The 25,276-nt window shown below is 57.9% G+C and carries 30 protein-coding genes and 1 tRNA gene; 14 read left to right on the forward strand and 17 right to left on the reverse strand.

What is annotated here, in order from left to right; translation table 11 throughout:
* The first annotated feature begins 79 nt into the window (after window positions 1–79).
* Complete coding sequence (locus tag PHA81_RS18500) at window positions 80–706, forward strand: universal stress protein (RefSeq protein WP_005046199.1); 627 nt, start codon at window positions 80–82, stop codon at window positions 704–706.
* Window positions 707–744: 38 nt separating this feature from the next.
* On the opposite strand, the gene PHA81_RS18505 is transcribed toward PHA81_RS18500, so the two are convergent.
* From PHA81_RS18505 to PHA81_RS18520, 4 genes are all read right to left on the reverse strand, one after another.
* Window positions 745–818, reverse strand: a tRNA-Met gene (locus PHA81_RS18505).
* 155 nt (window positions 819–973) lie between these two features.
* Window positions 974–1,501 (reverse strand): hypothetical protein, encoded by a 528-nt coding sequence (locus PHA81_RS18510; RefSeq protein ID WP_005046198.1) that lies wholly within the window; start codon window positions 1,499–1,501, stop codon window positions 974–976.
* Window positions 1,491–2,570, reverse strand: coding sequence for a hypothetical protein (locus tag PHA81_RS18515; RefSeq protein ID WP_005046197.1), 1,080 nt, complete (start codon window positions 2,568–2,570; stop codon window positions 1,491–1,493). Before PHA81_RS18515 ends, PHA81_RS18510 begins: the two co-directional genes overlap by 11 nt.
* Window positions 2,571–2,761: 191 nt before the next feature.
* Entirely contained in the window at window positions 2,762–3,193 is a 432-nt protein-coding gene (locus tag PHA81_RS18520) for an IS481 family transposase (RefSeq protein WP_005046194.1), read from the reverse strand.
* A 140-nt stretch (window positions 3,194–3,333) separates the two neighbouring features.
* On the opposite strand from PHA81_RS18520, the gene PHA81_RS18525 reads away from it, so the two are divergent.
* The 5 genes from PHA81_RS18525 to PHA81_RS18545 all read left to right on the forward strand — a co-directional run bounded on the left by PHA81_RS18525 (window position 3,334) and on the right by PHA81_RS18545 (window position 7,010).
* Entirely contained in the window at window positions 3,334–3,663 is a 330-nt protein-coding gene (locus tag PHA81_RS18525; protein ID WP_273838122.1) for a hypothetical protein, read from the forward strand.
* 166 nt (window positions 3,664–3,829) lie between these two features.
* Complete coding sequence (locus tag PHA81_RS18530) at window positions 3,830–4,285, forward strand: MarR family transcriptional regulator (protein WP_206536866.1); 456 nt, start codon at window positions 3,830–3,832, stop codon at window positions 4,283–4,285.
* 621 nt (window positions 4,286–4,906) lie between these two features.
* Entirely contained in the window at window positions 4,907–5,206 is a 300-nt protein-coding gene (locus tag PHA81_RS18535; protein ID WP_005046189.1) for an Htur_1727 family rSAM-partnered candidate RiPP, read from the forward strand.
* Window positions 5,203–6,390, forward strand: coding sequence for a TIGR04347 family pseudo-SAM/SPASM protein (locus PHA81_RS18540; protein ID WP_005046186.1), 1,188 nt, complete (start codon window positions 5,203–5,205; stop codon window positions 6,388–6,390). Before PHA81_RS18535 ends, PHA81_RS18540 begins: the two co-directional genes overlap by 4 nt.
* Before the next feature lie 95 nt (window positions 6,391–6,485).
* Window positions 6,486–7,010, forward strand: a complete 525-nt coding sequence (locus tag PHA81_RS18545) for an Rrf2 family transcriptional regulator (RefSeq protein WP_005046184.1) — start codon at window positions 6,486–6,488, stop codon at window positions 7,008–7,010.
* A 54-nt stretch (window positions 7,011–7,064) separates the two neighbouring features.
* On the opposite strand, the gene PHA81_RS18550 is transcribed toward PHA81_RS18545, so the two are convergent.
* The 3 genes from PHA81_RS18550 to PHA81_RS18560 are packed head-to-tail and all read right to left on the reverse strand — an operon-like array spanning window position 7,065 to window position 8,830.
* Window positions 7,065–7,406: a glutamyl-tRNA reductase gene (locus tag PHA81_RS18550; protein ID WP_049910435.1), complete on the reverse strand. Its 342-nt coding sequence runs from the start codon at window positions 7,404–7,406 to the stop codon at window positions 7,065–7,067.
* 14 nt (window positions 7,407–7,420) lie between these two features.
* Window positions 7,421–8,524, reverse strand: a complete 1,104-nt coding sequence (locus PHA81_RS18555) for a TIGR04053 family radical SAM/SPASM domain-containing protein (RefSeq protein ID WP_005046178.1) — start codon at window positions 8,522–8,524, stop codon at window positions 7,421–7,423.
* A 3-nt stretch (window positions 8,525–8,527) separates the two neighbouring features.
* Window positions 8,528–8,830 (reverse strand): CGCGG family rSAM-modified RiPP protein, encoded by a 303-nt coding sequence (locus PHA81_RS18560; protein ID WP_005046177.1) that lies wholly within the window; start codon window positions 8,828–8,830, stop codon window positions 8,528–8,530.
* Between the two features lie 161 nt (window positions 8,831–8,991).
* Between PHA81_RS18560 and PHA81_RS18565 the strand changes: the two genes are divergently transcribed.
* Window positions 8,992–9,270, forward strand: coding sequence for a DUF2249 domain-containing protein (locus tag PHA81_RS18565; RefSeq protein WP_005046175.1), 279 nt, complete (start codon window positions 8,992–8,994; stop codon window positions 9,268–9,270).
* A gap of 59 nt (window positions 9,271–9,329) precedes the next feature.
* On the opposite strand, the gene PHA81_RS18570 is transcribed toward PHA81_RS18565, so the two are convergent.
* Window positions 9,330–9,563: a DUF2249 domain-containing protein gene (locus tag PHA81_RS18570; RefSeq protein WP_005046173.1), complete on the reverse strand. Its 234-nt coding sequence runs from the start codon at window positions 9,561–9,563 to the stop codon at window positions 9,330–9,332.
* 53 nt (window positions 9,564–9,616) lie between these two features.
* The gene (locus PHA81_RS18575; protein WP_005046172.1) at window positions 9,617–9,853 is read right to left on the reverse strand and encodes a DUF2249 domain-containing protein; all 237 of its coding nucleotides are present in this window, start codon (window positions 9,851–9,853) and stop codon (window positions 9,617–9,619) included.
* A 134-nt stretch (window positions 9,854–9,987) separates the two neighbouring features.
* Between PHA81_RS18575 and PHA81_RS18580 the strand changes: the two genes are divergently transcribed.
* From PHA81_RS18580 to PHA81_RS18590, 3 genes are all read left to right on the forward strand, one after another.
* Entirely contained in the window at window positions 9,988–10,641 is a 654-nt protein-coding gene (locus PHA81_RS18580; RefSeq protein ID WP_005046170.1) for a helix-turn-helix domain-containing protein, read from the forward strand.
* Window positions 10,642–10,790: 149 nt separating this feature from the next.
* On the forward strand, window positions 10,791–11,162 hold the full coding sequence (locus PHA81_RS18585; RefSeq protein ID WP_005046168.1) for a helix-turn-helix domain-containing protein: 372 nt from the start codon (window positions 10,791–10,793) through the stop codon (window positions 11,160–11,162).
* Window positions 11,159–11,437, forward strand: a complete 279-nt coding sequence (locus PHA81_RS18590) for a hypothetical protein (protein ID WP_005046166.1) — start codon at window positions 11,159–11,161, stop codon at window positions 11,435–11,437. Before PHA81_RS18585 ends, PHA81_RS18590 begins: the two co-directional genes overlap by 4 nt.
* A 22-nt stretch (window positions 11,438–11,459) precedes the next feature.
* On the opposite strand, the gene PHA81_RS18595 is transcribed toward PHA81_RS18590, so the two are convergent.
* Entirely contained in the window at window positions 11,460–11,906 is a 447-nt protein-coding gene (locus PHA81_RS18595) for a halocyanin domain-containing protein (RefSeq protein ID WP_241430429.1), read from the reverse strand.
* 144 nt (window positions 11,907–12,050) lie between these two features.
* Here PHA81_RS18595 and PHA81_RS18600 point away from each other — a divergent pair, with 144 nt between their 5' ends.
* From PHA81_RS18600 to PHA81_RS18610, 3 genes are all read left to right on the forward strand, one after another.
* Window positions 12,051–12,569, forward strand: a complete 519-nt coding sequence (locus PHA81_RS18600; protein WP_005046162.1) for a winged helix-turn-helix domain-containing protein — start codon at window positions 12,051–12,053, stop codon at window positions 12,567–12,569.
* Entirely contained in the window at window positions 12,566–13,069 is a 504-nt protein-coding gene (locus tag PHA81_RS18605; RefSeq protein ID WP_273838155.1) for an IS630 family transposase, read from the forward strand. The genes PHA81_RS18600 and PHA81_RS18605 overlap by 4 nt, the downstream gene beginning before the upstream one ends.
* A 138-nt stretch (window positions 13,070–13,207) precedes the next feature.
* Entirely contained in the window at window positions 13,208–15,523 is a 2,316-nt protein-coding gene (locus tag PHA81_RS18610; RefSeq protein WP_005046157.1) for a cbb3-type cytochrome c oxidase subunit I, read from the forward strand.
* A gap of 107 nt (window positions 15,524–15,630) precedes the next feature.
* Here PHA81_RS18610 and PHA81_RS18615 read toward each other — a convergent pair whose 3' ends face one another.
* The 6 genes from PHA81_RS18615 to PHA81_RS18640 form a co-directional block, all read right to left on the reverse strand.
* Complete coding sequence (locus PHA81_RS18615) at window positions 15,631–16,650, reverse strand: halocyanin domain-containing protein (RefSeq protein WP_005046156.1); 1,020 nt, start codon at window positions 16,648–16,650, stop codon at window positions 15,631–15,633.
* 15 nt (window positions 16,651–16,665) lie between these two features.
* On the reverse strand, window positions 16,666–17,766 hold the full coding sequence (gene nirK / locus PHA81_RS18620; protein WP_005046154.1) for a copper-containing nitrite reductase: 1,101 nt from the start codon (window positions 17,764–17,766) through the stop codon (window positions 16,666–16,668).
* Window positions 17,767–18,200: 434 nt separating this feature from the next.
* Window positions 18,201–19,700 (reverse strand): MATE family efflux transporter, encoded by a 1,500-nt coding sequence (locus PHA81_RS18625; protein ID WP_005046153.1) that lies wholly within the window; start codon window positions 19,698–19,700, stop codon window positions 18,201–18,203.
* A complete protein-coding gene (locus PHA81_RS18630) occupies window positions 19,697–20,272 on the reverse strand; it encodes a TetR/AcrR family transcriptional regulator (protein WP_005046151.1) in 576 nt (191 codons plus the stop codon). Before PHA81_RS18630 ends, PHA81_RS18625 begins: the two co-directional genes overlap by 4 nt.
* 162 nt (window positions 20,273–20,434) lie before the next feature.
* Entirely contained in the window at window positions 20,435–21,718 is a 1,284-nt protein-coding gene (locus PHA81_RS18635; protein WP_005046148.1) for an MFS transporter, read from the reverse strand.
* Window positions 21,715–22,347, reverse strand: coding sequence for a TetR/AcrR family transcriptional regulator (locus PHA81_RS18640; protein ID WP_005046147.1), 633 nt, complete (start codon window positions 22,345–22,347; stop codon window positions 21,715–21,717). Before PHA81_RS18640 ends, PHA81_RS18635 begins: the two co-directional genes overlap by 4 nt.
* A 667-nt stretch (window positions 22,348–23,014) precedes the next feature.
* Between PHA81_RS18640 and PHA81_RS18645 the strand changes: the two genes are divergently transcribed.
* Window positions 23,015–24,283: a digeranylgeranylglycerophospholipid reductase gene (locus tag PHA81_RS18645; protein WP_005040586.1), complete on the forward strand. Its 1,269-nt coding sequence runs from the start codon at window positions 23,015–23,017 to the stop codon at window positions 24,281–24,283.
* Window positions 24,284–24,503: 220 nt separating this feature from the next.
* Here PHA81_RS18645 and PHA81_RS18650 read toward each other — a convergent pair whose 3' ends face one another.
* Complete coding sequence (locus PHA81_RS18650; RefSeq protein ID WP_273838150.1) at window positions 24,504–24,830, reverse strand: hypothetical protein; 327 nt, start codon at window positions 24,828–24,830, stop codon at window positions 24,504–24,506.
* Window positions 24,831–25,276: the final 446 nt, after the last annotated feature.

The raw sequence follows: 25,276 nt of genomic DNA on the forward strand, positions 1-25,276 counted from the left end.
CCGATCACGTTCCCACAAATCGAGAATTGGCATAGCCCATTATCGGTCGGATGGCGTACAGTCTACTGGAAACGAAACGATGTACGACCGAATCCTCTTCCCAACGGACGGGAGTAACCAAGCGAGCGCGCTCGAACACGCAGTAGACATCGCGGAGCTGTCTGGCGGGACTCTCCACACGCTCTACGTCGTCGACGACGCCGAGATTCCTGAGACGAACCGAAACCAAATCGTCGATTCGTACGAACGGGAGGGAGCCAACGCCATCGAACACGTCGAGGATGTGGCGGCCGAACGCGACGTCGCTGTCATGGGTGATATCGAACAGGGCACTCCACACGAGGCGATCCTCAACTACGCCGATGAACACGATATCGACCTCGTCGTGATGGGAACCCGTGGGAGATCGGGTCTCGACCGACTCTTGATCGGGAGCGTCACCGAGCGAGTCGTTCGGGCAAGTGACGTGCCAGTTCTCACGGTCTCGTTATCGAGCCACGAGGCAGCCATCACGGATACCGAACAGGCGATTGACCTCGCAACTCGGAGTCTCGAAGACGACGGCTACGAGGTGACCTCGATCGCGGACGAACCGTACCGGGTGAGCGGCACGTGGATTGTCAGAGCGCGTACTGGCGACAATGGGACGTTCAACGTCCACATTAACCGCGCTACTGGCGACGTGAGTCTTGCGAAGGTCAATTGAGGGGGTAAACACGACTGGTGATTTGCATGCAGAAGACATAGCGGGGGGTGGATTCGAACCACCGATCTGCGGGATATGAACCCGCTGGAATGTCTGGCTATCCCACTCCGCTATCCGGAATCTCTTGCTGCGAGGGGGTAACGGTTGCGACTTTCTCGGCATCTCCGACTACGAATTCTAATCGCCCCACTTCTGATCAATGTGGCGAGGAACTTCCTTTCACCTTTCGATTTCGACACTTATCGATTATATTACAGGGAATATAGTCTACTGCACATCCCGAAATTTTCCCCATAAGCGTTCAGTGACCCGATACCCACCATTGATCATGTCTCTTGTTTCGTCCAGGTCCCGAACGAACTTCCTCTGGCGATAGCTGTGGACGATAGTGTTTCGGTGATTCCGTAGCTTCTCCATCTCGCCGTGTGTTCCCTCGTCTATAATCCCAGTATGGAGGAGGAGGTTCTGGCGGCGCTCCTGTGTGAGCTTTCTCTCGAAGAACTCGCTCGACGATTTCACCGAGCTTGTCTCGGTGTCGGTCAGCACCTCCGCTAAGAGGCCAATCGAGAGTTCTTCGATTACCGCTGCGACCATTGTGAAGTACGTGAAGAGCTGAGTGCTCTCATCCGGCGACATGAAGTACCGACCGTCTTCATTAACGTCGTCTACGTCGAACTGCTCAATGCACTCTAGCGTCTGATCTCGGAGACTCTTGATCTCCTGCTCTGGATCATTTCTCAGGGAGCCTCTGAACACCTCACCGTAGCCATCGTAAGCGCTTGGATCATCCTCCATGCTCTGGATCTCGGTAGACGTTGAGAGTAGTGATCTGGGTGTCAAGATCCTCATCGGCGATACACCATGTACTTCCGTCCGTCGAAAGTGAGCCCCAGACAGGGCCTCCGGGATACGATTCCTCCCAAACGCAGTCCCCTCGTTCCACGAGGTACGCGTGTTCATCGATCGTCGTGACGAGAACCCTATCGCCGGTCTTATCGACCTGAACCGACCTCTCGTCTCTCGACATCCCTTCGATATTCGCTTTCCACTGTAGATTACCTCGCGTGTCGAAGCACCGAAGCACTCCTAGTGTGTGTGAGACAATCGACGTGTGGTCCTCCGAAACAGAGAGGAACCCACCTTCATTTTGGCCACTCCAAAGTTTGTCTGTCGCCTTGCGGACGCCGTTTTCGTTGGTGAGAACCTCGCCATCTAAACTGTACGAGACGATCGAGCCGTCGTCCAAACCGGCGGTGACACGGTCATTGTCGGAGTCGAAGACAAGCCCAATAACGTCCTCCTCGGTTTCTTTCGACCACTCCTGCTCACCCCATTCGTAGAAGAGTATGCCGGGCGTTCCGAAACGAGATAACGGATCCTCATCAAGACGGTAATGGCCCGTAGCGACTGCGACTCCACCAGCGTCTTGACTTGCCGATACCCTCTCTCCCACAGCGTCCTCCAGTGGCTGCCCCCACATCTCTTCGTTGCCTTTGACGTACCGGATGGTTCCTGGCCCCTCCCGAGGCCTCGTACACACACAGGCTCCGCTTAGATCGTGAACCGGCGCGATGTCCCAGAGCCCGTTGTACTGGTGCGTCCACGTCTCTCCATCACCGAATCCCATGACGATCCCGCCATCCATGAACGCAAGGACTCCTTTCGGACCATCCTCCGAGATATGTATGTGAGAGACCGATCTACTGGTTGGGGCGCTGATATAGCTGCTGGAACCGGATTCGCCAAACAGCGCGACTCGCCCGTTGTGCTCGCTAATTGCAACAAGCGAACCCGTCTCCGAGATGCCAGTCACGCCGTGATAGTTCCCGTTCTGCTTAGCGAGTACTTCCTCAGGATCTATCATCCATACTCTACGCTACCGCAGGTATTTACTCCAGAAAAACCATTCGGACGGGTACTGATCCCTGTGCTGTCCGGTAAAGATTTCGTCGGTCATCCATCGACGGTCACCTCGGTTGCGAGCAAGTCGCCACCGCCCTCCGCTGGCGATGGCACCAACCGCTCGAATGCCTCGTCTGGCGTCTCCAGCGTGTCCTAGTCGAGGCTCATGTGCGGGCGCTCCTCGTTGTAGATGGTGAGGAACTCATCCAGAGTTCCGAACCGCTGGCGGTGCTTCTCGTAGGTCTGGAAGAACCGCTCGATCTTCCCGTTCGACTGTGGTCGCCCGACCTTGCAGAGCGTGTGTTCGATGTCATTGTCGTGGAGAAAGCGTTCAAACTCGTGATCGAGACACGGACGATCATCCTGGCGGGGGTTGACGAATTCCGATCCGTGATCGGTGATGGCCTCCAAGATCGGGATCGGACTGTCGAACTCCTCGTCAACGCTGTCGAGGAGTTCGACGGCTTGGCTTGCCGAACTGGAGTCAACCTCGATCATGTCGAAGACGCGCCGCGAGGCATCGTCTTCGACCGCCGGCACCTGCTGTCCGCGGTCGTTGTGGTACCAGTCCAGATGGACCGTCACCGCCGCGTTCTCGCGCTCGAAACGAACCCACGGCTGCCTGCGGCCCTGCTTGGTAGGATTCTCGGCACGTGGTCGTGCTCCTGAAGAATTTCATGGACGCGGTTATTGGCGATTGAGAGGCCGTCTCTGACGCGGAGTACATGGGCGATGACGACTGCGCCAGCGCGGAGGCGCTGGCGGAGGTCGAGTACCCGTTCTTCGAGGTCGTCAGGATACTCTGCGTAGGGTCTGCGTCTGGGTGTTTCCAGCTGTGGGATCTCACCGCTCTCACGGTACGCTTTGGCGAGTTGCTGGACTCGCCGCTGAGTGATCTCGAATTGCTCAGCAACCAACCCAGTATCCATGCCGTGGTCAACAACACGCTGACAGATTCGGGTGGCGTCATCCTGAGCAAGTTTCATCTCACCTGGTTGATCGTCGGGCAGATAGCGCCGACGAAATCTTTGGCGGACACTACAGCGTCTCTGTAAGGGCAGGATTACCAGATACAGGTCGCCATCGGCCCCACTGAAGGGAATTTAAACTCATGCATCCGTATACTGCGCTTTCAGCGGCGAGTTTTCGGATTCACCTGGTAGTCTATCCATCCTACGAGCAAACAATACATCCAATACAAATCAGTACAAACAGTACGATATGCCGATCAGCGCAGATCACTTCGAGAACATCCACGATGAGGATAACGGACCGAGCCCAGGGACAAACGCACATGAAATCCTCTCATTCCTCAGCGAGTACGCTGATAAAGCATTCACTCAGGGTGAGATTGCCGAGTCAACGAGTGTCACCTCTGGATCGGTTGGCCCGACGCTTGTCCGTCTCCGCGATCGGGGCCGTCTCGAGCACAAAGGGAAGTACTGGCGCATCAGTGATCATGTACAGAGTCTTGATGCTGCCGTCACGCATGGTGATACCGTTGCCACCAGCCACGAGGATGAGTCGTTCGCATATGACGAGTGGCAGGAGCACGCGGTCGATCCGCGTGAGCAGCGTGAGGAGCAGTACCGGCTTCCAGAAAGGCGACGTTTTCTGGGCTCCCGATCCGTTCCGTCAGGGATCGAATCCACGACTATGGCTGATTCTCGCTGCTGATTCACTCCCCTATCCCGGGGAAGAATACATGTGTGCAGCACTCACCACGAGTGACCTCCCTCGGAATATTGAGGTTGGCAATGATTGGGTCGCGGGTCGGGACCCGGACAAGACATCCTACTGCTCTCCGTGGGTGGTTGCAACTATCAAATCTGATGCGGTTGTGAATCCACAAGGTGAACTCACGGAGTCGTTCACCGAGCAGATGATCTCGGAGTGTGAGACGTATCTCAACACAGCTTGAACACCCCAGAAAGCATTCTCACACCCCACATGCGTCGATAGGCGATTATGTTCGGGATGATTGATTAGTCTCTTAAGACATTACTGCTGGCTATGGCTCGTCCATGGGTCGGGATGAACTGGTCCGAACGACAGCAAATTATCGGTGGCGTAGTAGCACTTGCGGTTGGCGCAGTATTGTTATTTACACTTTCTCTGTCGACGACGAGAATGGGGAATTCTCTGATTGGATTAGCACTTGCGTTAATTAGTGCCTCCCTGCTCGTTACTGGAACATTATCGATCGGGACCTCCGAATTGAATTGATGGGCTACTACTGGATCACGTCCGAACATCATCGGGAGAAGGATGTTTGCGACGTGGTCCGCATTCACAACTATGGTTGAGAAATCGAAACGGTACCGTGTCGGTGATCAGCCACGCGATGCGGTCGAACAGGAGTGGGAAATTTTCATCCGAGACGATAGAGGCAACCCATTACAGCATGCAGGCAGTGTTTCCGCTCCAACAGCCGATGTTGCTCATACAGAGGCGACTAAGCTGTTTGGCTGGTATGCGACCGACATTTGGCTGTGTCCAGCATCCGACGTTCGGCGGTACTCCACTCATACGCTCGATGAACAAGCCGACTCAGTCAACCTCGATATAGATAGCGAAGAGCGAAGCCACGAAGCGTGATCTCGATCAGCAAACTCCTCTGTGATCTCGACGCAGAGGGCGATGGGCTTCGATACGATGCTGCCAGTGAATCCTCGAAACCACAAATTACCGAGAACAAGCAGCATCGCCCGGTCATCGTCTGGAACCTCACCAAGCAGTGTAATCTCTATTGCTCACACTGCTATGCGGCCGCCGATACTGAAACCGCTCAGGGCGAACTCACCACCGAGGAAGGCAAACGATTACTGGATGATCTCGCCGAGTATGCGGTTCCAGTAGTATTGTTTTCCGGTGGAGAACCCCTCGTCCGCGATGATCTGAACGAACTGATCAGGTACGCCGATTCGAGAGGAATCCGTCCTGTGCTCTCGACGAACGGCACGCTCATCACTCCCGACATCGCTCGGAACCTGCGTGAGGCGGGGCTCGAGTATGCTGGAATCTCGGTTGATGGACTCCCCGAACGAAACGATGGGTTCCGTGGACAGGACGGTGCATTCGATGCTGCTGTTCGCGGGATTAGAGCATGTCTCGACGCCGGACTCAAGACTGGACTCCGGTACACGATCACCAAGCAGAACGCAGCTGATCTCTCTGGTGTCGTTGATTTCCTCCACGACGAAGGTGTCAATCGATTCTGTTTCTATCACCTCGATTACGGTGGCCGTGGTGCGGACATCGTCGACCTTGATCTTCCTCCGGAAGAGAAACGGGCTGCGGTGAAGCGACTCTGTGACCTCACACGGGAGTACCACGACCAAGACGAAGAGATTGAGACACTGCTCGTCGGTAACTACTCCGATGCTGCCTATCTCGTGGAATACGCACGCCAGTATCTGAGTGAGGCCAAAGCAGAACGGATACACGACTACCTCCGCCGGAATGGGGGCGATCCAACTGGCGAGCGTGTCGCCGACATCGACTACCAGGGCAACGTCCATCTCACACAGTTCTGGCAGAACTACAGTCTCGGGAACGTTCGTGATCGCCCATTCAGTGCTATTTGGGAAGACGAATCGAATCCCCTGTTGAAGGCGTTACGTAACCGAGAGCAGCGGTTATCAGGTCAATGTGCCCGATGCCAGTATCAGAACATCTGTCGCGGGGCGTCACGCCTCCGAGCGCTCGCCATTCACGACGACCCGTTCGCGCCTGATCCGCAGTGTTATCTCACAGACGGTGAAATCGCCTCGAATGTATAGTTCCGTTCACCGTCTATCTTGTAGTATCTCAAAAAATGGGCCATCAGGTGCTCACCCACTGGGTTTGAAATGTATAGCCCTCCTAGTATGAGAATATGTCATCAATCGAACTAACAGACAGCCAGAAGAAGGTCCTCCAGACACTGGTCGATCTCTACCGCGAGAGTGAAACCGCGATCAAAGGTGAATCCGTCGCGGAGATGATCGATCGCAAGCCCGGCACGATTCGCAATCAGATGCAGAGCCTCAAAGCACTTCAGCTCGTCAAGGGCGTTTCGGGCCCCAAAGGAGGATATAAACCGACCGCGAACGCCTACAACGCGCTCGACATCCAGGAGATGGACGAACCCGCATCCGTCCCGCTGACCCTCAATGACGAGCGTATTGAGGCCGTGAACGTCCAGGAAATCGATTTCCTCAGCGTGCATCACCCTGAGAAGTGTCGCGCGGAGATTCACATTCAAGGGTCGACGGAGGACTTTCAAGACGGTGATACTGTTACCGTAGGACCGACCCCGAAATCGCGTCTCGCCATTACTGGACGGATCGATGGTATCGTCGATACTGACAACATCCTGGTGCTTGACACCGAGAGCATGGATGCACCTGTCGACAACTGATATCTCAATTGTAGTCGAGAACCCTCAGCATTCACGCCTGGGAAGCTGTCACTGTCATTCTCCATTTGATAGTGAATCCGGGTCAAATAACTCCAGCGCTGTCTGAACGTCAGATCGGTCCTCGGACCGAGCGTTTCGAAGTGATTGCGTCGGCGGAGCCACTAACTCAGTAATGAGCGTGTCCGCCATGTCGGCGATGATCTCGCGCTGCATTTCAGTGAGGTCTCCCTGATTTCCCAGCTTCGTGAAAGCTGTCTCGAGTTCCCGCTGCTTGATCCGTTCTGCGTGAGCGTGAATGTGCTCGATAGCTCGCTCTCGTGAAGGACCTGGATCCACTGGTCGTCCTGATGTGTGATTCCGACGGCTGTGAACACTGTTCTCGGTACTTTGGGTCATCGATGAGTAGTCTCTCAGGCGGTGAATCGCTGTTCGGGAAGCGCTCCATCGTATTCATCCGGCGTGTACGCACAGAGCGGATCACTTGCCAGTGGGTCATCAGTGTATGCGTACGCCCGCGAACGGCTCCCGCCGCAAACGTGCTGGTACTCACACGCGCCGCACTTGCCGTGGAAGGCGTCCGAGTCTCGAAGCGTTTGGAATAGCTCCGATTCTCGGTACACGTCGACGATACTCTCGTGTTTGACGTTCCCGGCTGTTTCGGGCAGGAAACCCGAGGGATACACTCCGCCAGTATGGTTGATGAACGCGAACCCGTTCCCGGCGGTGATTCCGAGCCGCCGGCCGATGCCGTCCTCCGCTGGCTTACGGGTAGCGTGGTCGGCACGGCCCCGTTCGATCGCAACACGTCGATAGTGAGGTGCCTCGGTCGTCTTGATCCCGAACGATGCCTCATCGCTGACGGTACACAGCCATTCCAAGACTCGTTCTGCACGGTCGGGTGAAATCGGATCGAGGACTCGCCCGCGGCCGATCGGGACGAGGAAAAACACCGACCAGAGCACAGCACCGAGATCCGCAACGAGATCTCTAATAGCAGGAAGTTCGTCGACAGTCTCTGCGCAAACGGTCGTGTTGATCTGTATCGGTAGTCCGGCAGTTCGGGCATCACATGCTGCTTGCAGGGTTTGGTCGAAACTGCCCCGTTCCTGACGGAACTCGTCGTGTGTCGTGGCCGACCCGCCATCGATACTCAGTGCCATGCGGCGAAGGCCGGCATCGGCCAACGTCTGGATCCGATCGGCGGTGAGCGACGTCGTTCCACTCGGCGTGAGCGTCATCCGAAGCCCGTTGTCCGTTCCGTAGTCGACGAGTTCGATGGTGTCATCGCGGGCGAGCGGATCACCCCCGGACAACACGACGAGTTGTCCGTCGCCGAAGGTGCGTACATCATCCAGCAGCTGCTTGCCCTCTGCTGTCGTGAGTTCGTCCGGATGTCGCTGCGGGTGTGCGTCTGCTCGACAGTGTTTGCAGGCGAGGTCACACGCCTGCGTTACCTCCCAGATGAGAACGAACGGTCGTTGGGTGGTATCGATCTCCCGTGGATTCCTCGGCATCGATTAGACGTGGACGCGGGTGACGTGGCCACCGCAGCCACACTGTTCGATGTAGCTCCACTCGATATCGCCGCCGTACTCGTCGGCGAGCGCTTCGAAGAGGTACTCTCGTGGATGGCCGTGATTCCCGTGCGTGACGAGATTCACGTGGTTGCCTGATTTCGTGTGATCGATCGCGTCGGTAGCCTGCTTGATAACCAGCGCTCTATCATCTTCGTGACGAGGTTTTTCGAGGTTCGCCGACCACGAATTGTCATGCATACGATCGGTAATCGGTTCGGCATCGTTGTGGGAGACGCTCGCCATATTCGGTCTTCGGCTCGTGGGCTGGAAAGCAAACCCCCGAACGTGTTCGGGGATGGTGGAGCAGAATGGAATCAGATTCTCTTTGACGATTCGATACTGACGAGTGGACTCTGAACATCTTCGGGGAAGTATTCGTGAGAGTGTGGCCCATCAGTGAAACCATGCCCGCTGTCGAAGAGTACGTGATGGACACTGAAGCGCCATCAGACCGAGCGCGAGAGACCATGGACGCCCGCGAGCTCCCGCCGCCACAACCGCTCCAGAACACCCTCGAACGCCTCGTTGAGCTGGATGATGAAACCGTGTTGGTGCAATTGAACGACCGTGCTCCACAACACCTGTATCCGAAACTCACCGATCGTGGATACGAGTACGAAACGATCGAGACGGAACTCGGTGTCGTTACTGTCATCTGGAACCCGGATCCGCAGCGCGATTGAGACTGCTCAAATCTCAAATCTCGTTGGAGACACGAAAACAGACTGGTCCGGCAAGCCGATCACTTCTTTGGAAGGGTGGCAACGAACTCGTTCTCACCGCGTTCTTCGACCTCGTACCCTTCCGCGTCGAATTCAGGGACTTCAGCCTGCATCTCGTAGAACAGCGGTTTCGGGTCGTGATCATTGATCAACGTCAGTGTTTCGCCACTATCTAGGTCCGCGAACGCGTCGTGGATTTTCGGATGGCGCTCCGGTGCCGGGATATCGCGGAGATCAAGCGTCTGTTCTGACATCTACCTGTTTGTACTCTCTCGGGAACCCAAGGGGTTTCCCCGAAGATGTTCGGTCAGTCGTGGGTGATCGACACGCGCCACTCGTCGTCTCCAGTATGTGTCGTCTCGTAGACGAAGCCACGTTGTTCGAGAACGGTGTAGAGCGGTTCAGGCTCGAAGCTATTGATGAGAACGAGCGTCTCTTCCTCATCGAGCTCTTTGAGTGCTGCCATGATGTCAGTAAACGGTTCGCCGTCAATCGTTCGGACGTCGAGCTCTTGATTTCCGTCGATGGTCGGTTCGATACTCATGCATGGTCCTTCATGAGCGACACAAATGGCCGTTCCGCCGATGATGTTCGTCTCCTAGAGTCCCTCATCTCGTGACCGAACATGTTCGGGAACACTGATTGGGAATCAGGCCGAATATATTCGTACGAACACCGATGCCACGAGCCAACCTCACGCTCACGATCCCTGAGAGCGTCTGGATCGGAGAGGTCTCACGCGCACACCCGGAAGCAACGTTCCGCATCCTTGCGGCCCTCGCGGACGATGACGCTGGCGTTGGTCTCGCCGAAGTCACGAGCCAGAATCTCTCTTCGATCCTCTCTGAGATCAATGCGAGTGACTCGATCGTCGAGCTCGACATCCTCCGCCAACATGGTGATGAGGCGCTGATTCAGTTCGAGACGACGATGCCGCTGTTGCTGTTCCCAGTCCAAGACTCGGGCGTCCCGCTCGAAATGCCGTTCACCATCGAAGAGGGAGAGGCCAACTGGGAGATTACCGCACCGCAGCGGCGTCTCTCCGAGCTCGGCAATCAGTTCGAACAGTTCGGGATCCCGTTCACGGTCAATGAAATCCACCAGCATATCGAACCAACGCAACTCCTCACCGACAGCCAACTCGAACTCGTTCGGACAGCCATCGAGCAGGGGTACTACGATACGCCGCGACGTTGCTCGCTGACCGACCTCGCCGCCGAATCCGATGTGGCGAAATCAACGTGTAGTGAAACCCTCCACCGGGCCGAAGAGAAGATCATGAAACGATTCGTCGAGGACCTTTCCGAAGCAACGTCGACGGAACGAACATGAAATGTCGTGGCCGGGCTATCGTCAATAGCGGTGGCCAACGGTCGGCGTGAGAGTACACTTGCGGCACTGTGGAGAGAATGACCACATTCAAGCCCTACATGACCGATCACACAATCGAGCACGACGCGGCTTCCACCCAGGATCAAGGAATGGTACGTGATCCGTTCGCTGCTGACCATCCGCAGCTTCAAGACGTGCTCGATGCCCTCGATGATCCCGAATGCCGAACTATCATCAAACACATGGAGAAACCGATGACTGCAAAAGAGGTCTCGAACAGGTGTGACATTCCGCTCTCGACCACCTACCGAAAGCTCGAGCTTCTCGTCGAGGCTTCATTGATCGAAGAGCAAACAGAAGTCAGAGTTAGTGGTCGACATACAGCACGATACGTACTGGATTTCGAGGAAGTAAACGTCGCCCTCGACGAGGATCGTTCGTTGGAGGTTGCGATCGAGCATCCCGAACGCACGCCGGATCAACAGCTCTCCGAACTTTGGGCGGAGGTGAGAAAGAAATGACAGCACTCGTTGCGACTGCAGTGACCGTCCTCAAGGTGCTGAGCCTCTCGCTCGGCGGGCTGATAACGTACTTTTCGTACAAGGCATATCGGAGAACCGGATCGCCCGCTCTTCGTGCACTCACGCTCGGGTTCGCGGTAATAACGCTCGGTGCGTTCGTGGCCGGTATTGTTGACCAAATCGTGCCGGTCGATCAGAGCCATGCACTCCTCGTCGAGAGTGCGTTCACCACGGGAGGATTTGCTATTATCCTGTACTCTCTCTACGTCGACTGAGGTCGAAATCGTTGTCGCAAGCTCACTTCACCACGATGCCGCCTTTCATTCCCATCGCTCTGTGCGGCGTGCAGTAGTACTTGTAGGTGCCCGTGTCATCGAAGGTGTGTTCGAATGTGGCTCCCTCCGTGCTCTGCAGTTCACTCTCGAAGCTACTGTTCTGTGCCACCACGTCGTGATTCCCACCCTTCCCGGTCCATTTCCAGAGTACCGTCGTTCCTGTACTGATTTCGATCGCCGGTGGAGCGAAGGCATACGCGCCATTGTTCCCCTGTGCACCCACCGAAACGGTGACCTCACTCGCCCCGGTCTTGTCCGCGACGCTGCTGTAGTTTCCAGTATCGCTGAGCCAGGCATCGAACGTACTTGTGCCACTACTGTTCGCTTCAGTTCCAGACGAAGGTGAGTTTGCCGTATCAGCAGGACCCTCCTCACCTGTTTCGGATGAATTGCCAGTACAACCAGCCAACACTGTTCCTCCAACGATGATCGTTGGCGTTGCTCTCAGAAACGTCCGCCGGCTAACACTGGACAGGTGCGACATTGGGACTCTCCGGTAGTGCTATAGGGATCAGTGCTCTAATTCATAGTCTCAGGGCGCGTATAGGCGGTTATGACGAAGCGGGGAAAGAAACTGGTCGGTGTCAACGAGAAGCAGTTGCGTGAGCAACTGCGCACGGAACGGGACCCGAAAGCAATCAAACGCTTGGTTGCAGCTCTCGAATACAAATCCGGCCTCTCACCCGCCAAGATCCAGCACAAGTACGGCTGGCACGAACAGACCGTCTACGATTGGCTCGACATCGTCGCCGAGCGCGAAGGAGTCGCGCTCGGCGACCGCCCTCGTGGCGGCAGTTCTTCCCGACTTACCGACGAGCAGTGGGACGAACTGACGGTGACGCTTCGGGCGTCACCGTTGGAAGCAGGAGTCGACGCACCAGCCTGGAGACCGCCGCTCGTCCGCAAATACATCGCCGAGAACTACGACGTTGAGTACTCTACCGCGCATATGTATCGCATGATGGGAAAGGCCGGGCTGTCAGTTCAGACAGCCCGGCCGGTCCATTACGAGGCTGATCCAGAAGTACAACGACGCTGGCGTGCGGAGTTCAAAAAAAGTGGCCGACGCTGAAGGCTGAGGGCTACCGGATCGTCGCGATCGACCAGCACTCCGAGGCGGTCGCCACTAACCAAAAACCCGATTGGTTCCCGGTGAACTCACGCCCGAGACTGCCGGTCTCGGGCGTTCGTGACAAGATGAATATGTTGGGAGCAGTCACCGACGATGGCGAGCGATTCATCGCTCTCACACCGAATCAGTTCAACGCCGAGGTCGCCAAACACTTTCTCCGAGCGGTCCAGCACGAGTTTGGCGAGAAGCTCGCGATCGTCCTGGACAACGCGAGCTACTTCATCGCGAAGACGTTGAAGAAGCAGGCCGCCGCCGACGGCCTGCTTCTGGAGTTCCTGCCGTCGCATTCGCCGGAACTGAACCCGCTCGAAAACTGTTGGCGTCAGCTCAGAGACGGTCGAGCCAACCGACTGTTTCTGACACTCGATGAGGTCAACGAGTTCCTCTCAACAGCTCTGCCAACACTCAACTCACCGCAAATCTATGAGTATCTCTGCTAATCCCTATATCAGTGGAAGCTACAAGGAACCGTTCTCGATTCCGAGTTACTGGGAATTGCCGAATATATTCGTCAGGTTTCAATGGCTGAGAATCGGCCACGACATATAATGAGGTAGTCAGCGAACTCTCAGTGAACTATGGAAGTCACTCGAAAGACGCTGGCAAAGCTCCTCGTAGTGGCCTTCGTCTTCAACCTGATCGTCATGGGTGCAGGGGCGTATCTCACCTACCAACAGTCACCCGACCGCCCCGAGCGGATCGTCGGTCCGAACAGTGACACGCTCACGACAAACGAACAGATCGTGAGCGGCAAGGCCGTCTTCCAGCAGAACGGTCTCATGAATCACGGGTCGATACTGGGCAACGGCGCGTACTTTGGAGCCGACTACACCGCTGATGCGCTCGACCGACTCGTGACAAACATGCGCGAGTATGTCGCCCGCGAGCGCTACGGGACTCCCTACGCGAATCTCGATGAGGCACAGAAAGCGGGCGTGAAGACGGTCGTCGAGCGGCAACTCAGCGACAACACCATCGACGACACCATCGAACTCGGTGCGGCTGAGGCATACGCCTACCAACAAGTCCGCGAGGCATACGTCGAGCGTTATTACGGCGGTGCGCCCGAACACGGTATTCCGTCGGGGTTCGTCTCGTCGCCGGAGGATGCACGCCGATTCGCGGATTTCGCCCTCTGGACGTCGCTGTTCTCCGCGAGCGAGCGTCCCGGTTCCGAGAATTCCTACACCAACGAGTGGCCGTTCAACGCCGGTGCGGGTAACGATGCCCCCGCCTCGGCGATGCTCTGGAGCGTATTTGCGATGGTGATACTCGTCCTCGGCGGCGGGGCGGGCATCTGGCTCTACAAGTCCATCCAACTCTCCGAACCGGAAAGCGAGGGTATCGATATTCCCGACCCCGAGGAGGTCACGCTCTCGCCAAGTCAGTTCGCCGCCGTCCGGTTCGTCCCGGTCGCGGCCGCCCTGTTTCTCGTCCAAACGCTGCTGGGCGGGCTGATGGCCCATTACTACATCGAACGCGAGGGATTCTACGGCATCGCGCAAGCGCTCGGCATCGACGCGATGGCGACGCTCCCGTTCGCCATCACAAAGGCGTGGCACATCGATCTCGCGGTGCTGTGGATCGCGACGCTCTGGCTCGGTATCGGACTGTTCCTCCCGCCGCTGCTCACCGGCTACGAGCCCGATAACCAGAAGACGCTCATCCACGTCCTTCTGGGCGCGCTGTTTGTCGTGGTTGTTGGGGGATTGGTCGGCATCTGGCTCGGCGCACAGGGCTACATCGACGGCTCGCTCTGGTGGCTCCTCGGCAACGAGGGACTCGAATATCTCGAAGTCGGTCGGGTCTGGCAGGTTGGTCTCCTCGTGGGCTTTGCGCTCTGGACCGCCCTCGTCGCCCGTGGATTTAAACCGCTTCTCGACCGGGAGAGTCGCTACGGACTCGCCCACATGATCATCTACGCCGGCGGGTCGATTGGGCTGTTGTTCACCGCGAGTATGCTGTACACGCCGAAGACGAGCATCGTCGTGACGGAGTTCTGGCGGTGGTGGGTCGTCCACATGTGGGTTGAGGGGGCCTTCGAATTCTTCGTCGTCGCCGTCACGGGCATCGCCCTTGTCGCGATGAACCTTCTCTCACGCCGGAGCGCGGAGAAAGCCGTCATCCTCGAAGCACTGCTGGTGATGGGAGCGGGCGTCATCGGCGTCTCGCACCACTACTGGTGGATCGGGCTGCCCGAATACTGGGTCCCCATCGGGAGCCTCTTCTCGACGCTGGAGTTCATTCCACTGGTGTTCATCCTTTTCGAAGCTATCAACCAGTATCGCGCGTACATGAGCGCCGGCGAGCGGTTCCCGTACAAACTGCCGTTCATGTTCATCATCGCGTCGGGGATATGGAACTTCGTCGGTGCGGGTGCGCTCGGCTTCTTCATCAACCTCCCGATAATCAACTACTACGAACACGGGACGTTCCTGACGGTGGGCCACGCCCACGCCTCGATGTTCGGGGCTTTTGGCTTCCTCGCGCTCGGGATGGCGACGTATCTGCTGCGCTTTACCACCAAACCCGGCGCGTGGGACCCGACGAATCTGAAACGCGCGTTCTGGTTGCTGAATGCCGGTCTCGCGTGGATGGTATTTGTCGGCGACATCCCGATCGGCTTTCTTCAGCTGGAGACCGTTTTCACGCAGGGGTACGACGCCGGCCGCTCGCTCGCGTTCTACAACCGCGGTCTCGTCCAGGACCTGTTCTGGGCGCGGCTTCCCGGTGATATCCTCATCATCCTCGGTGCCGCGGTATTCGGTTACGATGTGGTGAGAAAACGATTCGTTCGCCGCGAAGAGACGGCAACCACGTCTGGCGGGACGATCATCTCACGGCGCGTGCTCGGTGAGGAGGCAGACAGCGGACGGAGCCCCGACGACGACTGAGCACCGTCTCATTCGTTGGCATCGCGAGAGGATCGAACGTCAGAAGTCGACTGCTAAACGTCCGTTCGAGAGGGTGAGTGCTGATAGTCGAAACAAATCCGAATTGATCAGGCCGGTTCCTCACCGCTCCACGGCCCGGTTGCCGTTTCGTTGTGAAGCTTGATGCCACGGTGAAGGATCCCGCCGAGAACGGTAGCACCACCACCCGCTACCACGAGCCCCTTCGGTCCGAGTCCGGGTACGACGCCTCGTCCGACGACGACGGCACCGCGCATGCCACGGTCACTATGTGAAACGCACTCGTATTTACTGAGGCCATCGCCACCGAACTTCGTCGCGAACTGATGACCCGCCTTTGCTACCTTCTCACTCTGGTATCGCCCGTTCGTGTCGACAACATCGTGCGGGCCAGTATCCGTTACCCACTCCCAGATGACGGTCGTCCCGGGATCGACGTGAATCGCGGGTGGGTCGAACGCATACGGACCACCGTTGCCCTCTGCACCGAGTTTCACTGTCACTACATCGTTTCCAGTCCGATCGATCACTCCCCCGTAGTTGCCCGTGTTCGAGAGCCAGCCATCGAATGATCGGGACGAATCGCTGGCTCCGGTTGCGGAGGCATTGGCTGCGCCGCCGTCGCTGTCAGCTCCAGCACCGCCGCTAAGTGACGCGGTTGCGTCACCGACGACGACAGCTCCTTTCATCCCCATCGCCTTGTGCGGCGCACAGTAGTACCGGTACACCCCAGAACTATCGAACATGTGTTCGAACGTGGCTCCCTGACTGCTCTGCATCTCGCTCTCGAAGCCGCCCTCCTGTGCCACGACGTTGTGACTCCCGCCCTTTCCGTTCCACTTCCAGACGACAGTCGCTCCGGCGTCAACCCGCAACGCAGCGGGACCGAACCCGAAATTACCGCCGTTCCCTTTCGCACCGACGGTGATTTCGACTGTCGACTGCCCGCGACGATCGACGATCTCGTTCGCGTTCGAGACGTTCTCGAACCAAGACCCGAGGCCACCCTCCTGTGCAGCAGCTGGTTCGGCGAGCGCCCCGACACCGATGGCCGTCCCAGCGAGCGCGCCGAGAAACGTCCGCCGACTCGTAGTTGTAGTAGTTGTCATCGTTCTCTCCAGAGATCAGTACTGCGGCCCCTCCTCGTCCTTCCCCTTGGCTTTGTTCGGCGCAGGATCGAAGACTTCCGGGCGCTCGGGCCCGGTCACGTCGATCTCGGCGAGGAGTCCTCGCCGCGTCACCCGCGTGAGCGCGTGATCGACGAGCTTGATACGCGAGGGAACTGGCAAGTCCATCTCGCCGACCATGCAGCTTCCGGGTGGCACTTTCATCGTCTGGACGTACTTCTCGGGGTGGCCGGCGAGCGCACCGTCGCGCCACGCCCGCGTCCAGACGTTACCGATCGGATGGAAGTTCGAGGAGACGTTCGGGCCACCCGTCACCAGGAACACCCGCGCAGTCTCACCGGTTTCGGCTTTCATCGTGCCGTATCGATCGGGCGTGAATGGGTACTTCTCACCATTGAATAGCACGTACGTCGGTGCTTCCTTCGCCATCGCGTCCGCGTCGAAGCTGTGGTGGCCCTGCTCGCCGACCGGCTTGTTCGTGTAGAGTTCGTGTTGGCCGAGGTAGAACTCGCGATCGACCGGGGGTAGCCCCTCTTTGGGCTCGACGAGCACCATGCCGAACATGCCCGTCGAGATATGCTGGTCCATGTTCGGGACCGCGCAGTGGTAGATGTATGCACCCGGATACGTGGCCTCGAATCGCATGCTGTTGGCTTTCCCTGGGCCAGCAGTCGTGGCGACGCTCCCGCCCCCGGTACCGTAGATGGAGTGCATATCGACGTTGTGCTGGCGCTTGTTCTCGGGGACGTTCTCCATCGTGAACGACACGGTGTCGCCTTGCCGAAGGCGGATCATCGGCCCTGGAACCTGCCCATCGAAAGTCATGAAGTTGAACGTCACGCCCTCTTCGATTTCGGCGGTAACCTCCTTGGCTTCCAGCGTGATGTCGTGGTGTTTCGATTCGTTCCGGTCGATTGGGTCGGGAACGTCAGTGGGATCAGCTGCTACTCGGTCCGCAGCTTTCTTCTGAGCCCGTTGGAGCGTCGTCGAGGGCTGGCCGACCGCTTCGGTTTCGAGGCCAGTCGTACAGCCGGCGACGGAGGCCGCACCCCCGATGCCGAGCGCTCCCATCAGCCGTCGTCGTGAGATCGGGAACATGGTTGGTTCCTCCTTACAGGTGCTACTTCTGCTTCTGTCACCATCAACCGGGAAGGCGATTCTCACGCGGCTGAAACGCCCCCATATATGTTCCTGTTCGGGTTTAAGAGACGATAGAAACAGGATGCCGACGAGACATCGACGGTAGAGTGAATGGTTCGGAGAAGGGGTGAAGGTGGCTTGAAACAAAACGAGGTACCCCATCTTATCGCGTCCAAAATGGATGACCACTCTGCCTACAACGATGCTTGCAAGGGCAGAGCGAGCACTCTACCGGGATGGCCGTTCGCGCTGAGCGAGGAATTATCACCTATGTGGCGGTTTGTAGAAATCCAAACGCCGAACCTCTGGATTTCAGGGTGAAGGTAGCTGATGTGGGTGTACTCGAGATTAGAGAGCTAAGGACGAGTAACGTCGGTAGAACGTCGCGTTCGTTAGTCGTCCATCGCGGGTTCCGCGTTTGCATTGGCATCGATGCTGTCAGACTGAGACGTGAGATCGGTATTCCTCCAACTTCCCCGGCGGAACCAGAAATACGAGATCAGTCCACCGACAACGTTCGAAATCGGGAACGCCAGCCAGAGGCCAGTCACACCGAGAACGCCTGCCCCGAGCCACGCGATCGGCAGGCGAACCAGCCCGAGTGTGCCAACGGCGATGACGGCCGCGATCATCGTCATGCCGGCTCCACGGAACCCGCCGGTGTATGCGCGCATGATCCCGATGAACCCGAACGTCGGTGCGGAATACCGGAGGAACGTTGCACCGACATCGACGACCGCGGGATCGGTGGTGAACACCGATACGATCGGTGCCGCGCCGAGCCAGACTATCGCGCCGATGACCGACAGCACGACGAACAACACCACCGCACCGAAGTGGTTGGTCCGTCCAGCCCGATCGACCTCGTCCGCTCCGATATTTTGGCCGGTCATCGTCTCGACGCCCTGTGAGAACGCGATCGCCGGGAGGAACACGACCGAGAAGATCCGGGTCCCGATCCCGTAGGCGGCGACGACCGTGGTGGGGAACGTAGCGATCACGACCAACAGCAGGTTGATCGAGATCGAACGAACCGTCCCTTCGACGGAGGCTGGTAACCCGATCGAGAGCATCCGTCGGGCGTAGCTCAGGTCCGGCACCATCTGTCGGAGATTGATCTGCACGCCACGCTCACCCCGGAACATGATCCAGAGCGCGACCACGAACGCGAGTGCTCGCGAGGCGATCGTGGCGATTGCCGCACCCTCGATCCCGCTGCCCGCGAAACCGGTCGCTGCGTACAGCGAGGATTCGAGGCCGCGAAGTCCGAGATAGCCGAATAGCGGGTTCGACTCGAAGCCGAAGATCAACAGCGGATCGAGCACGATGTTGATCACGACCGACCCGAACATCACGAGCATCGGCGTGATCGTATCGCCGTAGCCACGCATCAACGCGATGAACATCGCAAAGCCGAAGACGAACACCAGTCCGATCGAGAACACGCGCATGTAGCCCGCTGCGAGCGGCGCGATCGCTTCGCTCGCGCCCAGCAACTGGATGAGCCAATCGACAGCGAAGTATCCGATCACACCGAGCACCAACGAGGCGATGACCGAGAACGTGACCGTCTGTGAGGCGGCGTACTCTGCGCGGTCTTCCTCGCCCGCACCGACGTGTTGGGCGACGAGGACGCTACCTGCGACCGAGAGCCCGAGCGCGAGCGAGATCAGCAGAAACACCATCGGGAACGCGAAGCTGATCGCCGCCAGTGCGTCCGTGCTGTACTGGCCGAGCCAGAACGTGTCCGCGAGATTATAAGCGGTCTGGAACAAGTTCGTGATCACGATCGGCAGCGAGAGATACAACAACGGCCGACCGATCCCACCCGAGGTAAGATCGAACTCCTCGCGTGATTTGAACAGCCCACTCAGTGCATTCCGCAGGCTCATCTAGCAGCGACCTCCGGGGACTCCTCGGCCAGAAGTGTCGTATCGATATACCCGAGCAGGAAATCCCGCGTTTCCTCGATCGGGTGATTGATAGCGACGTGACGTGTTTCCGCCCCGTTGATCGTCGTCACGAAGAACTCCCCGACCCGCTCGGCGTCGATATCCGAACGGACGGTTCCGTTCTCGATCCCCTCAATCAGTAGCTCGTGAACGAACGCGTAGCTTCGCCGATCGAACTCCGCGAGACGCTCGTGATATGCGTCGTCATAGGGTGCTTGGGCTTTGATTTCGAGGAGTGCGGTCTGAAATCGCTGGTGTTGCTGTTCGTCGTGGGGCGTCAAGCGCTCGTGAATGTAGGTCCGGAGCCGCGTCACCGGATCGTCACCTTCGATGGTCTCGAGGTTTTCGACGAACTCTTCGTGGATGAACTCCAGAAACGCAAGCAGCAGTTCGTGTTTAGTGTCGTAGTGGTAGTGCAGTGCAGCCTTGGTTTTGGTGGTTTCGTCGGCGATGTCCTGCATTCGTAGCGAGGCGTAGCCATGCTCGCAGAGTGCACGGTATGTCGCCTCCATGATTTCTGTTTCCGTCTCATTCATTGTGATAACACATTCTGATTAGTTAGTCAGTATGCCTGTTAACTGATTAGTTAGTTAAAGCCTTTCGACTCAACGTCGCAGCTGAGATCGGGATGCCGGGAGTATCACTACTGAATTGGCGTAGCCGACTACTGCTAATCAGTCGTCACCAGGGATGGCTCTAGAAGAGACCGTGGAGCTTTCACCGAACAACGTCGCGGCGACGAGTACGCCGACGAAGACCACCAGGCCGACGCAGGCGAGGTACTCGACGGTGAAGCCCACCACCTCAGCGAGCGGCAGCGCAACCAGCGGGCCGACACTGGAGCCGAGATCGCCGAAAACGTTGTAGACACCACCGAGTTTGCCCGTGTCGTTGTCAGGACTAATATCGCCCAGATACGCGAGCAACGGCGGGTTCGACCCTCCAACGCCGACGCCGATGAGCGCGACGCCGGCAAGTGTGCTTGCCAAGGTGGGCACGAGCGCGAGCAGCGCGAATCCGCATCCGAACACCGCGAGCGCGGGCAGCGTCAAGAGCGCACGATTCGAGAGGCGATCCGAAATTGAACCCACGATTACCGTTGTCAGGCTCGAACAGAGCACACCAAGGGCCATCACGATCCCGCTCGCGCCCACTCCCGATAAGAAGGCGATTTCGATGCCGTTCTGCTGGGCGTAGAGTACCACCGTCGAGAGGAGGACACCCGCGAACAGCAACCGTACGGTGAAGTTGACCGCGCCGACCGTGAAGATGCGAACGTCGGCCCGGATCATTCTCGGAAGGTCGGTCAGCCCGCTCCGAGAACCGGTGGTGGGCTGGATGTTCGGTAGCACGGCGAACGCGACGAGGAAGGCGAACAGGCCCGCAGCGCCGGCGGCGAGGAAGGCCGGCGTGTAACCGAACGTGTCGGTGATAAGGCCGCCCACGACCAGTCCTGTCGGGAAGCCGAGACTCTGGCCGCCCCGCATGTAGCCGACCCACTTGCCACGGTTTTCGGTGGTCGTGACCCGTGTGATGGTGCTGAACGCGCCCACGAACACGAACGCGGAGCCGAAGCCCCACACCGCCCGTGAGAGCAAGAACACACCGCCAGCGTCGAGCACTGGGACAAGTCCCGAATGGATGCCGAGCACGTAGCCAAACGGCGCACACCCTTGGAGCAGAAAGCCCACGAGCATCGGTCGGCGGGTGCCGAGTCGATCAAGGATCTGGCCCGCGGGGGTGTTCATCACGAGCCGGACGATCCGGTTGGCCGAGAGGATCAATCCGACCAAGATCGGCGCGATACCCAGTACTTCGCCGAGCGCGGGCAGCGTCGGGAAGGCAACCCCGCCACCGATACCACCGAAGAACACACCTGCAATGAGCGCCCCTGCGACGTACCGTGTCGAGCGATCCGTACCACGGTCCGGATCGTCGCTGGTTTCGCCCTCGCTCATTCGACGAGCCCGTCCGCCCCGTCACGAACCAGTACGGCGTCGAAATACGTTACGAGGGCCTCATGCGTCTCTTTGGTGACGGCTGGGTCATCGAGTACGATCCGGTTAGTGCGCGCGCCCTGGATTGTCGATAGTACGAGCGTTGCCAGTCGTTCGGGATCGGCGTCTCGAAAGATGCCCTGATCGATTCCGTCGGCGATGGTCCCCGCGACCGTCTCGTGGACGAATCCGTAGTTTTCGGCGAACTGCTCCCGGTAGGCTGGCGTGTAGGGTGCCTGGGCGCGGACCGCCAGCATCGCGGTCTGGAACTCCCAGTAGCTCGATTCGTTGTCGGCGTCTCGTCCGAACAGTAGACGGTCCACGATCGTGAGCAGTCGCTTTCGGGGGTCCTCGTGGTGATCGACGTCGGCGTGGGCGGCGAATCGATCGAGCAGGTACTCCAGGAATGCGGCGAGTAGGTCGTCTTTCGTGTCGTAGTGGTAGTGTAACACCGCCTTGGTCTTGTCAAACTCGTCGGCGATGGCCTGAGTCGTCAGGTTCGCGTAGCCGTGCTTACATAGCGCCCGGTAGGTTGCAGCCATGATCGCCTCCTGGGTCTCGGAGCGGTCGGCGGGCGCAGTGTCGCTCATGCTAACTGGTTAGTTAGCGCGGCGGTAAAGGGTTTGGAGCCGTGGGTGGTGTGTGAGATAGCGTCGGTCTGCCTCGGCGGCAGTGTTGAACCGAGTAACGACCGACTAAGAATATCGTCAGACACCTCATTTGTCTTTCAGCACGGCACTCACACTGCTCGATTTCACGGATAGAGCGGAGAATTGGTAGAGGTTTATTGAAAGAGGAACACCAAAAATCAGCGCGGTGCCCTGTAGTCCAGCCTCGCAGAAACCGTGACAGCTTTCGCAATCAGCGACATATTATCTATTGCTAGCCATGAGCCAAAGCGACAGTGACGACGAACAAAGCGGATTGTCAGGGAAGCTACGGGCGGTCCAACCTACTGCTGGGATGCATTCAAATAACCAGATGAATATTGTCGGAATATTGATTGCCACTGGATTGCTTGTTTTCTTCCTGCCCTTGTTGCCGATACTCGTCGTTGGATGGGTGCTACTGAAGATATTCGGCCGCTAGGCAAACGGCCATACGTTCTACTTTCAGCAGAGTAGTGGGATCTTCTCGCTTCTTTTCATTCAGTCGCCGAATCAGCAGATGGCGATCCGATCACGAGCCGCGATCAATTCCCGAACAGGGTCAGTAGTGGTCAGCAAGACTATTACCACACTGGATCAAATGGTTTTCATGCCCAATGGGTACGATGTTGTTATCGCTGGCGCTGGTCCCGCCGGCGCGCAGTGTGCCCGAGATCTCACGGAGCGCGGCTACGAGGTGCTCGTTCTCGAAACCGAACCCGAGAAGACGTTTCCGGCCCAGAGCAACAAGTCCACCGGCGGAACCTTCCCCTCGATGATGGGGTCGTTCGGTATCCCTGACGATGTGGTGATGAACTACACCGATAGCGTCGTCTTGGAATCACCAAGCGAAAGCTTCCAGTTCCTCCAGCCGGGCGCAGTTCTCGAATTTGCTGATTTTAAACGCTACCTCGTCCGTGACGGCCGCGAGCGCGGCGTGACCTTCCATTTCGACGCGCGGGTCTCGGAGCCCATCCTCGAAGATGGAGACATCACCGGTGTTCGTTACGATGGCAACGAGGAGGCCTACGCCGATATCATCGTGGACGCGACTGGCCCGGCCGCACCGCTTGCGAAGTCTCTCGGGGTGAGCGATCTTGAGCGGGACAAGCAAGCCGTCGGCATCGAGTGGGAATTCGAAGATGTGGACCTCAATCATCCCGACTACACCGACCTAACCGACACGATGATGCTTCGGCTCGACCACGACCTCGCGCCAGGCGGGTACTCGTGGATATTCCACACTGGCGCGGATACGGCAAAAGTTGGTCTCTGCTTCATCCAAAACGAGAAATACAGTTCGAACGCCGATCGTATTCTCATCGACGACGCGCTCACGCGCTGGCTTGAAGACGATCCTCGGTTCACGAACGCCGACCGTATCGACAACAGCCAACATCGCGGCTCCGCACATATCCAGCCACCCGGACGTCTCAGCACGGACGGGTTCATGGCAATCGGCGATACCGTCCCTTCTATCGACCCGCTGTGGGGACAGGGCATCGATAAATGCATGCGATCTGGGCGCGCGGCGGCCGTCACGGCCGATCGCTGTTTTACTGGCGGGATCGACACGTCGGCCGACGAGATGACGATCTACGACACCCTCTGGCATCGCAACGTGGCACCGAAGGCGTCGATGCGCCTGCTAATGGCCCACTTGCTCTACTACGCCCCGACCGAACGCTACAACCGCTTCATCCGCGACCTCCGCCGGCTCAGCGACGATACGCTCTCGGCGGCCAACGGAGGCAATCCGCTCGCGCTGGCGAAACTGTTCCATCCTGGCGATATCTCCCTACTCCGGAAGTTCGCAGCCGAACACCGCGACCTGATTAGCCAACTGCTCCCCAGTCTGTCCTCACTGCTGTCAGAGTGACTATAGCAACGGTGAAACTGTTGCCAGGTCGCTCTTACTTGTACTTCTGCGGTTAAGCGGCGGTACTGTTTTGCAACGGCTCATGCTTCCTGTGGAGGTCACCACAGTTGCAGAGAATGGGCGATTTCAGCGGATTCGGTGCAATGGTGCTCAGATAGCCTTCGTCCCAATGCCGATCGGGCGTCTGAACGTTCCCACACTCATACTTCCTTGCTACCGTCTACATGGATTCGGGGTCCCACTCAGTGGTTTCGCCGGGTGCAGGTGGCGTTCGATCGGAGTACCCTTTTCGCCCGATCGCTCTGTCATCAACCATGTTCAGTACTGCTTGGCGAGCATCCGCAGCTGAGTCGAACACCTCGCCTTGCAGTGGCTTGAAGAGATCTGCAAGCGTCTGTGTCCCATCCGGCAGTTCCACCTCCTGTTCACCGTATTCGTCGATGAGAGTGGTACTTGTCGCTGGGTAACTATGGTCGTCGATCAACGTGGCCAGCGTGCCGAACTCTACACCCTGCTCACGTGTCTTGTCGGTGTTTCTCTCCCCCATAGGATGACGATCTTCGAATCCTACACAAAAGTTCCTTATGGCCAGCACTACTTCACCGGTTGCCGCTGAACGAGTAGCATGATTTACCTTGAAGCTGGTGCAGTTGTGCGGTTTTGCGGGTGCAAGCGGTGGTGGCTTGAATCAACCGTGGAAAGTCACGCGGGAGACACTTCGACTTTGACCACGCCGAAACTACCCGGGAATCGGGCTTGTGACCGGTAGGTAATGGCCATGAATCAGTTTGAAACGACAGCCATCCCCAACCGAGGCACTGCTAGATTGAGCCCTCCGATTCAAGCGCTTCGATCGGCGGCTGATTCTCCAGCGCTTGGTGGCTCCTGAGACGATTGTCGCTAGTTGTCCACTCTTTCGGTCACGGTACGAGCAGATACGTTGAAAGAGACCAGACGTGAGGCGGGATCAGAGTGTAACCCGCTTGGAAGGCA

The sequence above is a fragment of the Halococcus sp. PRR34 genome (assembly GCF_028617175.1).
In the GTDB taxonomy this organism is placed as follows: Archaea; Halobacteriota; Halobacteria; order Halobacteriales; family Halococcaceae; genus Halococcus; species Halococcus salifodinae.

What these genes read in the sequence shown, in the direction of transcription:
- PHA81_RS18625 (WP_005046153.1), bottom strand. Translation starts at nt 19,700, where the DNA reads ATGAGCCTGCGGAATGCACTGAGTGGGCTGTTCAAATCACGCGAGGAG.
- PHA81_RS18500 (WP_005046199.1), top strand. Translation starts at nt 80, where the DNA reads ATGTACGACCGAATCCTCTTCCCAACGGACGGGAGTAACCAAGCGAGC.
- PHA81_RS18530 (WP_206536866.1), top strand. Translation starts at nt 3,830, where the DNA reads ATGCCGATCAGCGCAGATCACTTCGAGAACATCCACGATGAGGATAAC.
- PHA81_RS18615 (WP_005046156.1), bottom strand. Translation starts at nt 16,650, where the DNA reads ATGACAACTACTACAACTACGAGTCGGCGGACGTTTCTCGGCGCGCTC.
- PHA81_RS18610 (WP_005046157.1), top strand. Translation starts at nt 13,208, where the DNA reads ATGGAAGTCACTCGAAAGACGCTGGCAAAGCTCCTCGTAGTGGCCTTC.
- PHA81_RS18640 (WP_005046147.1), bottom strand. Translation starts at nt 22,347, where the DNA reads ATGAGCGACACTGCGCCCGCCGACCGCTCCGAGACCCAGGAGGCGATC.
- PHA81_RS18555 (WP_005046178.1), bottom strand. Translation starts at nt 8,524, where the DNA reads ATGCCGAGGAATCCACGGGAGATCGATACCACCCAACGACCGTTCGTT.
- PHA81_RS18535 (WP_005046189.1), top strand. Translation starts at nt 4,907, where the DNA reads ATGGTTGAGAAATCGAAACGGTACCGTGTCGGTGATCAGCCACGCGAT.
- PHA81_RS18635 (WP_005046148.1), bottom strand. Translation starts at nt 21,718, where the DNA reads ATGAGCGAGGGCGAAACCAGCGACGATCCGGACCGTGGTACGGATCGC.
- nirK (WP_005046154.1), bottom strand. Translation starts at nt 17,766, where the DNA reads ATGTTCCCGATCTCACGACGACGGCTGATGGGAGCGCTCGGCATCGGG.
- PHA81_RS18650 (WP_273838150.1), bottom strand. Translation starts at nt 24,830, where the DNA reads ATGGGGGAGAGAAACACCGACAAGACACGTGAGCAGGGTGTAGAGTTC.
- PHA81_RS18645 (WP_005040586.1), top strand. Translation starts at nt 23,015, where the DNA reads ATGCCCAATGGGTACGATGTTGTTATCGCTGGCGCTGGTCCCGCCGGC.
- PHA81_RS18570 (WP_005046173.1), bottom strand. Translation starts at nt 9,563, where the DNA reads ATGTCAGAACAGACGCTTGATCTCCGCGATATCCCGGCACCGGAGCGC.
- PHA81_RS18600 (WP_005046162.1), top strand. Translation starts at nt 12,051, where the DNA reads ATGACGAAGCGGGGAAAGAAACTGGTCGGTGTCAACGAGAAGCAGTTG.
- PHA81_RS18630 (WP_005046151.1), bottom strand. Translation starts at nt 20,272, where the DNA reads ATGGAGGCGACATACCGTGCACTCTGCGAGCATGGCTACGCCTCGCTA.
- PHA81_RS18510 (WP_005046198.1), bottom strand. Translation starts at nt 1,501, where the DNA reads ATGGAGGATGATCCAAGCGCTTACGATGGCTACGGTGAGGTGTTCAGA.
- PHA81_RS18550 (WP_049910435.1), bottom strand. Translation starts at nt 7,406, where the DNA reads ATGACCCAAAGTACCGAGAACAGTGTTCACAGCCGTCGGAATCACACA.
- PHA81_RS18545 (WP_005046184.1), top strand. Translation starts at nt 6,486, where the DNA reads ATGTCATCAATCGAACTAACAGACAGCCAGAAGAAGGTCCTCCAGACA.
- PHA81_RS18515 (WP_005046197.1), bottom strand. Translation starts at nt 2,570, where the DNA reads ATGATAGATCCTGAGGAAGTACTCGCTAAGCAGAACGGGAACTATCAC.
- PHA81_RS18525 (WP_273838122.1), top strand. Translation starts at nt 3,334, where the DNA reads ATGGGCGATGACGACTGCGCCAGCGCGGAGGCGCTGGCGGAGGTCGAG.
- PHA81_RS18560 (WP_005046177.1), bottom strand. Translation starts at nt 8,830, where the DNA reads ATGGCGAGCGTCTCCCACAACGATGCCGAACCGATTACCGATCGTATG.
- PHA81_RS18575 (WP_005046172.1), bottom strand. Translation starts at nt 9,853, where the DNA reads ATGAGTATCGAACCGACCATCGACGGAAATCAAGAGCTCGACGTCCGA.
- PHA81_RS18580 (WP_005046170.1), top strand. Translation starts at nt 9,988, where the DNA reads ATGCCACGAGCCAACCTCACGCTCACGATCCCTGAGAGCGTCTGGATC.
- PHA81_RS18590 (WP_005046166.1), top strand. Translation starts at nt 11,159, where the DNA reads ATGACAGCACTCGTTGCGACTGCAGTGACCGTCCTCAAGGTGCTGAGC.
- PHA81_RS18585 (WP_005046168.1), top strand. Translation starts at nt 10,791, where the DNA reads ATGGTACGTGATCCGTTCGCTGCTGACCATCCGCAGCTTCAAGACGTG.
- PHA81_RS18565 (WP_005046175.1), top strand. Translation starts at nt 8,992, where the DNA reads ATGCCCGCTGTCGAAGAGTACGTGATGGACACTGAAGCGCCATCAGAC.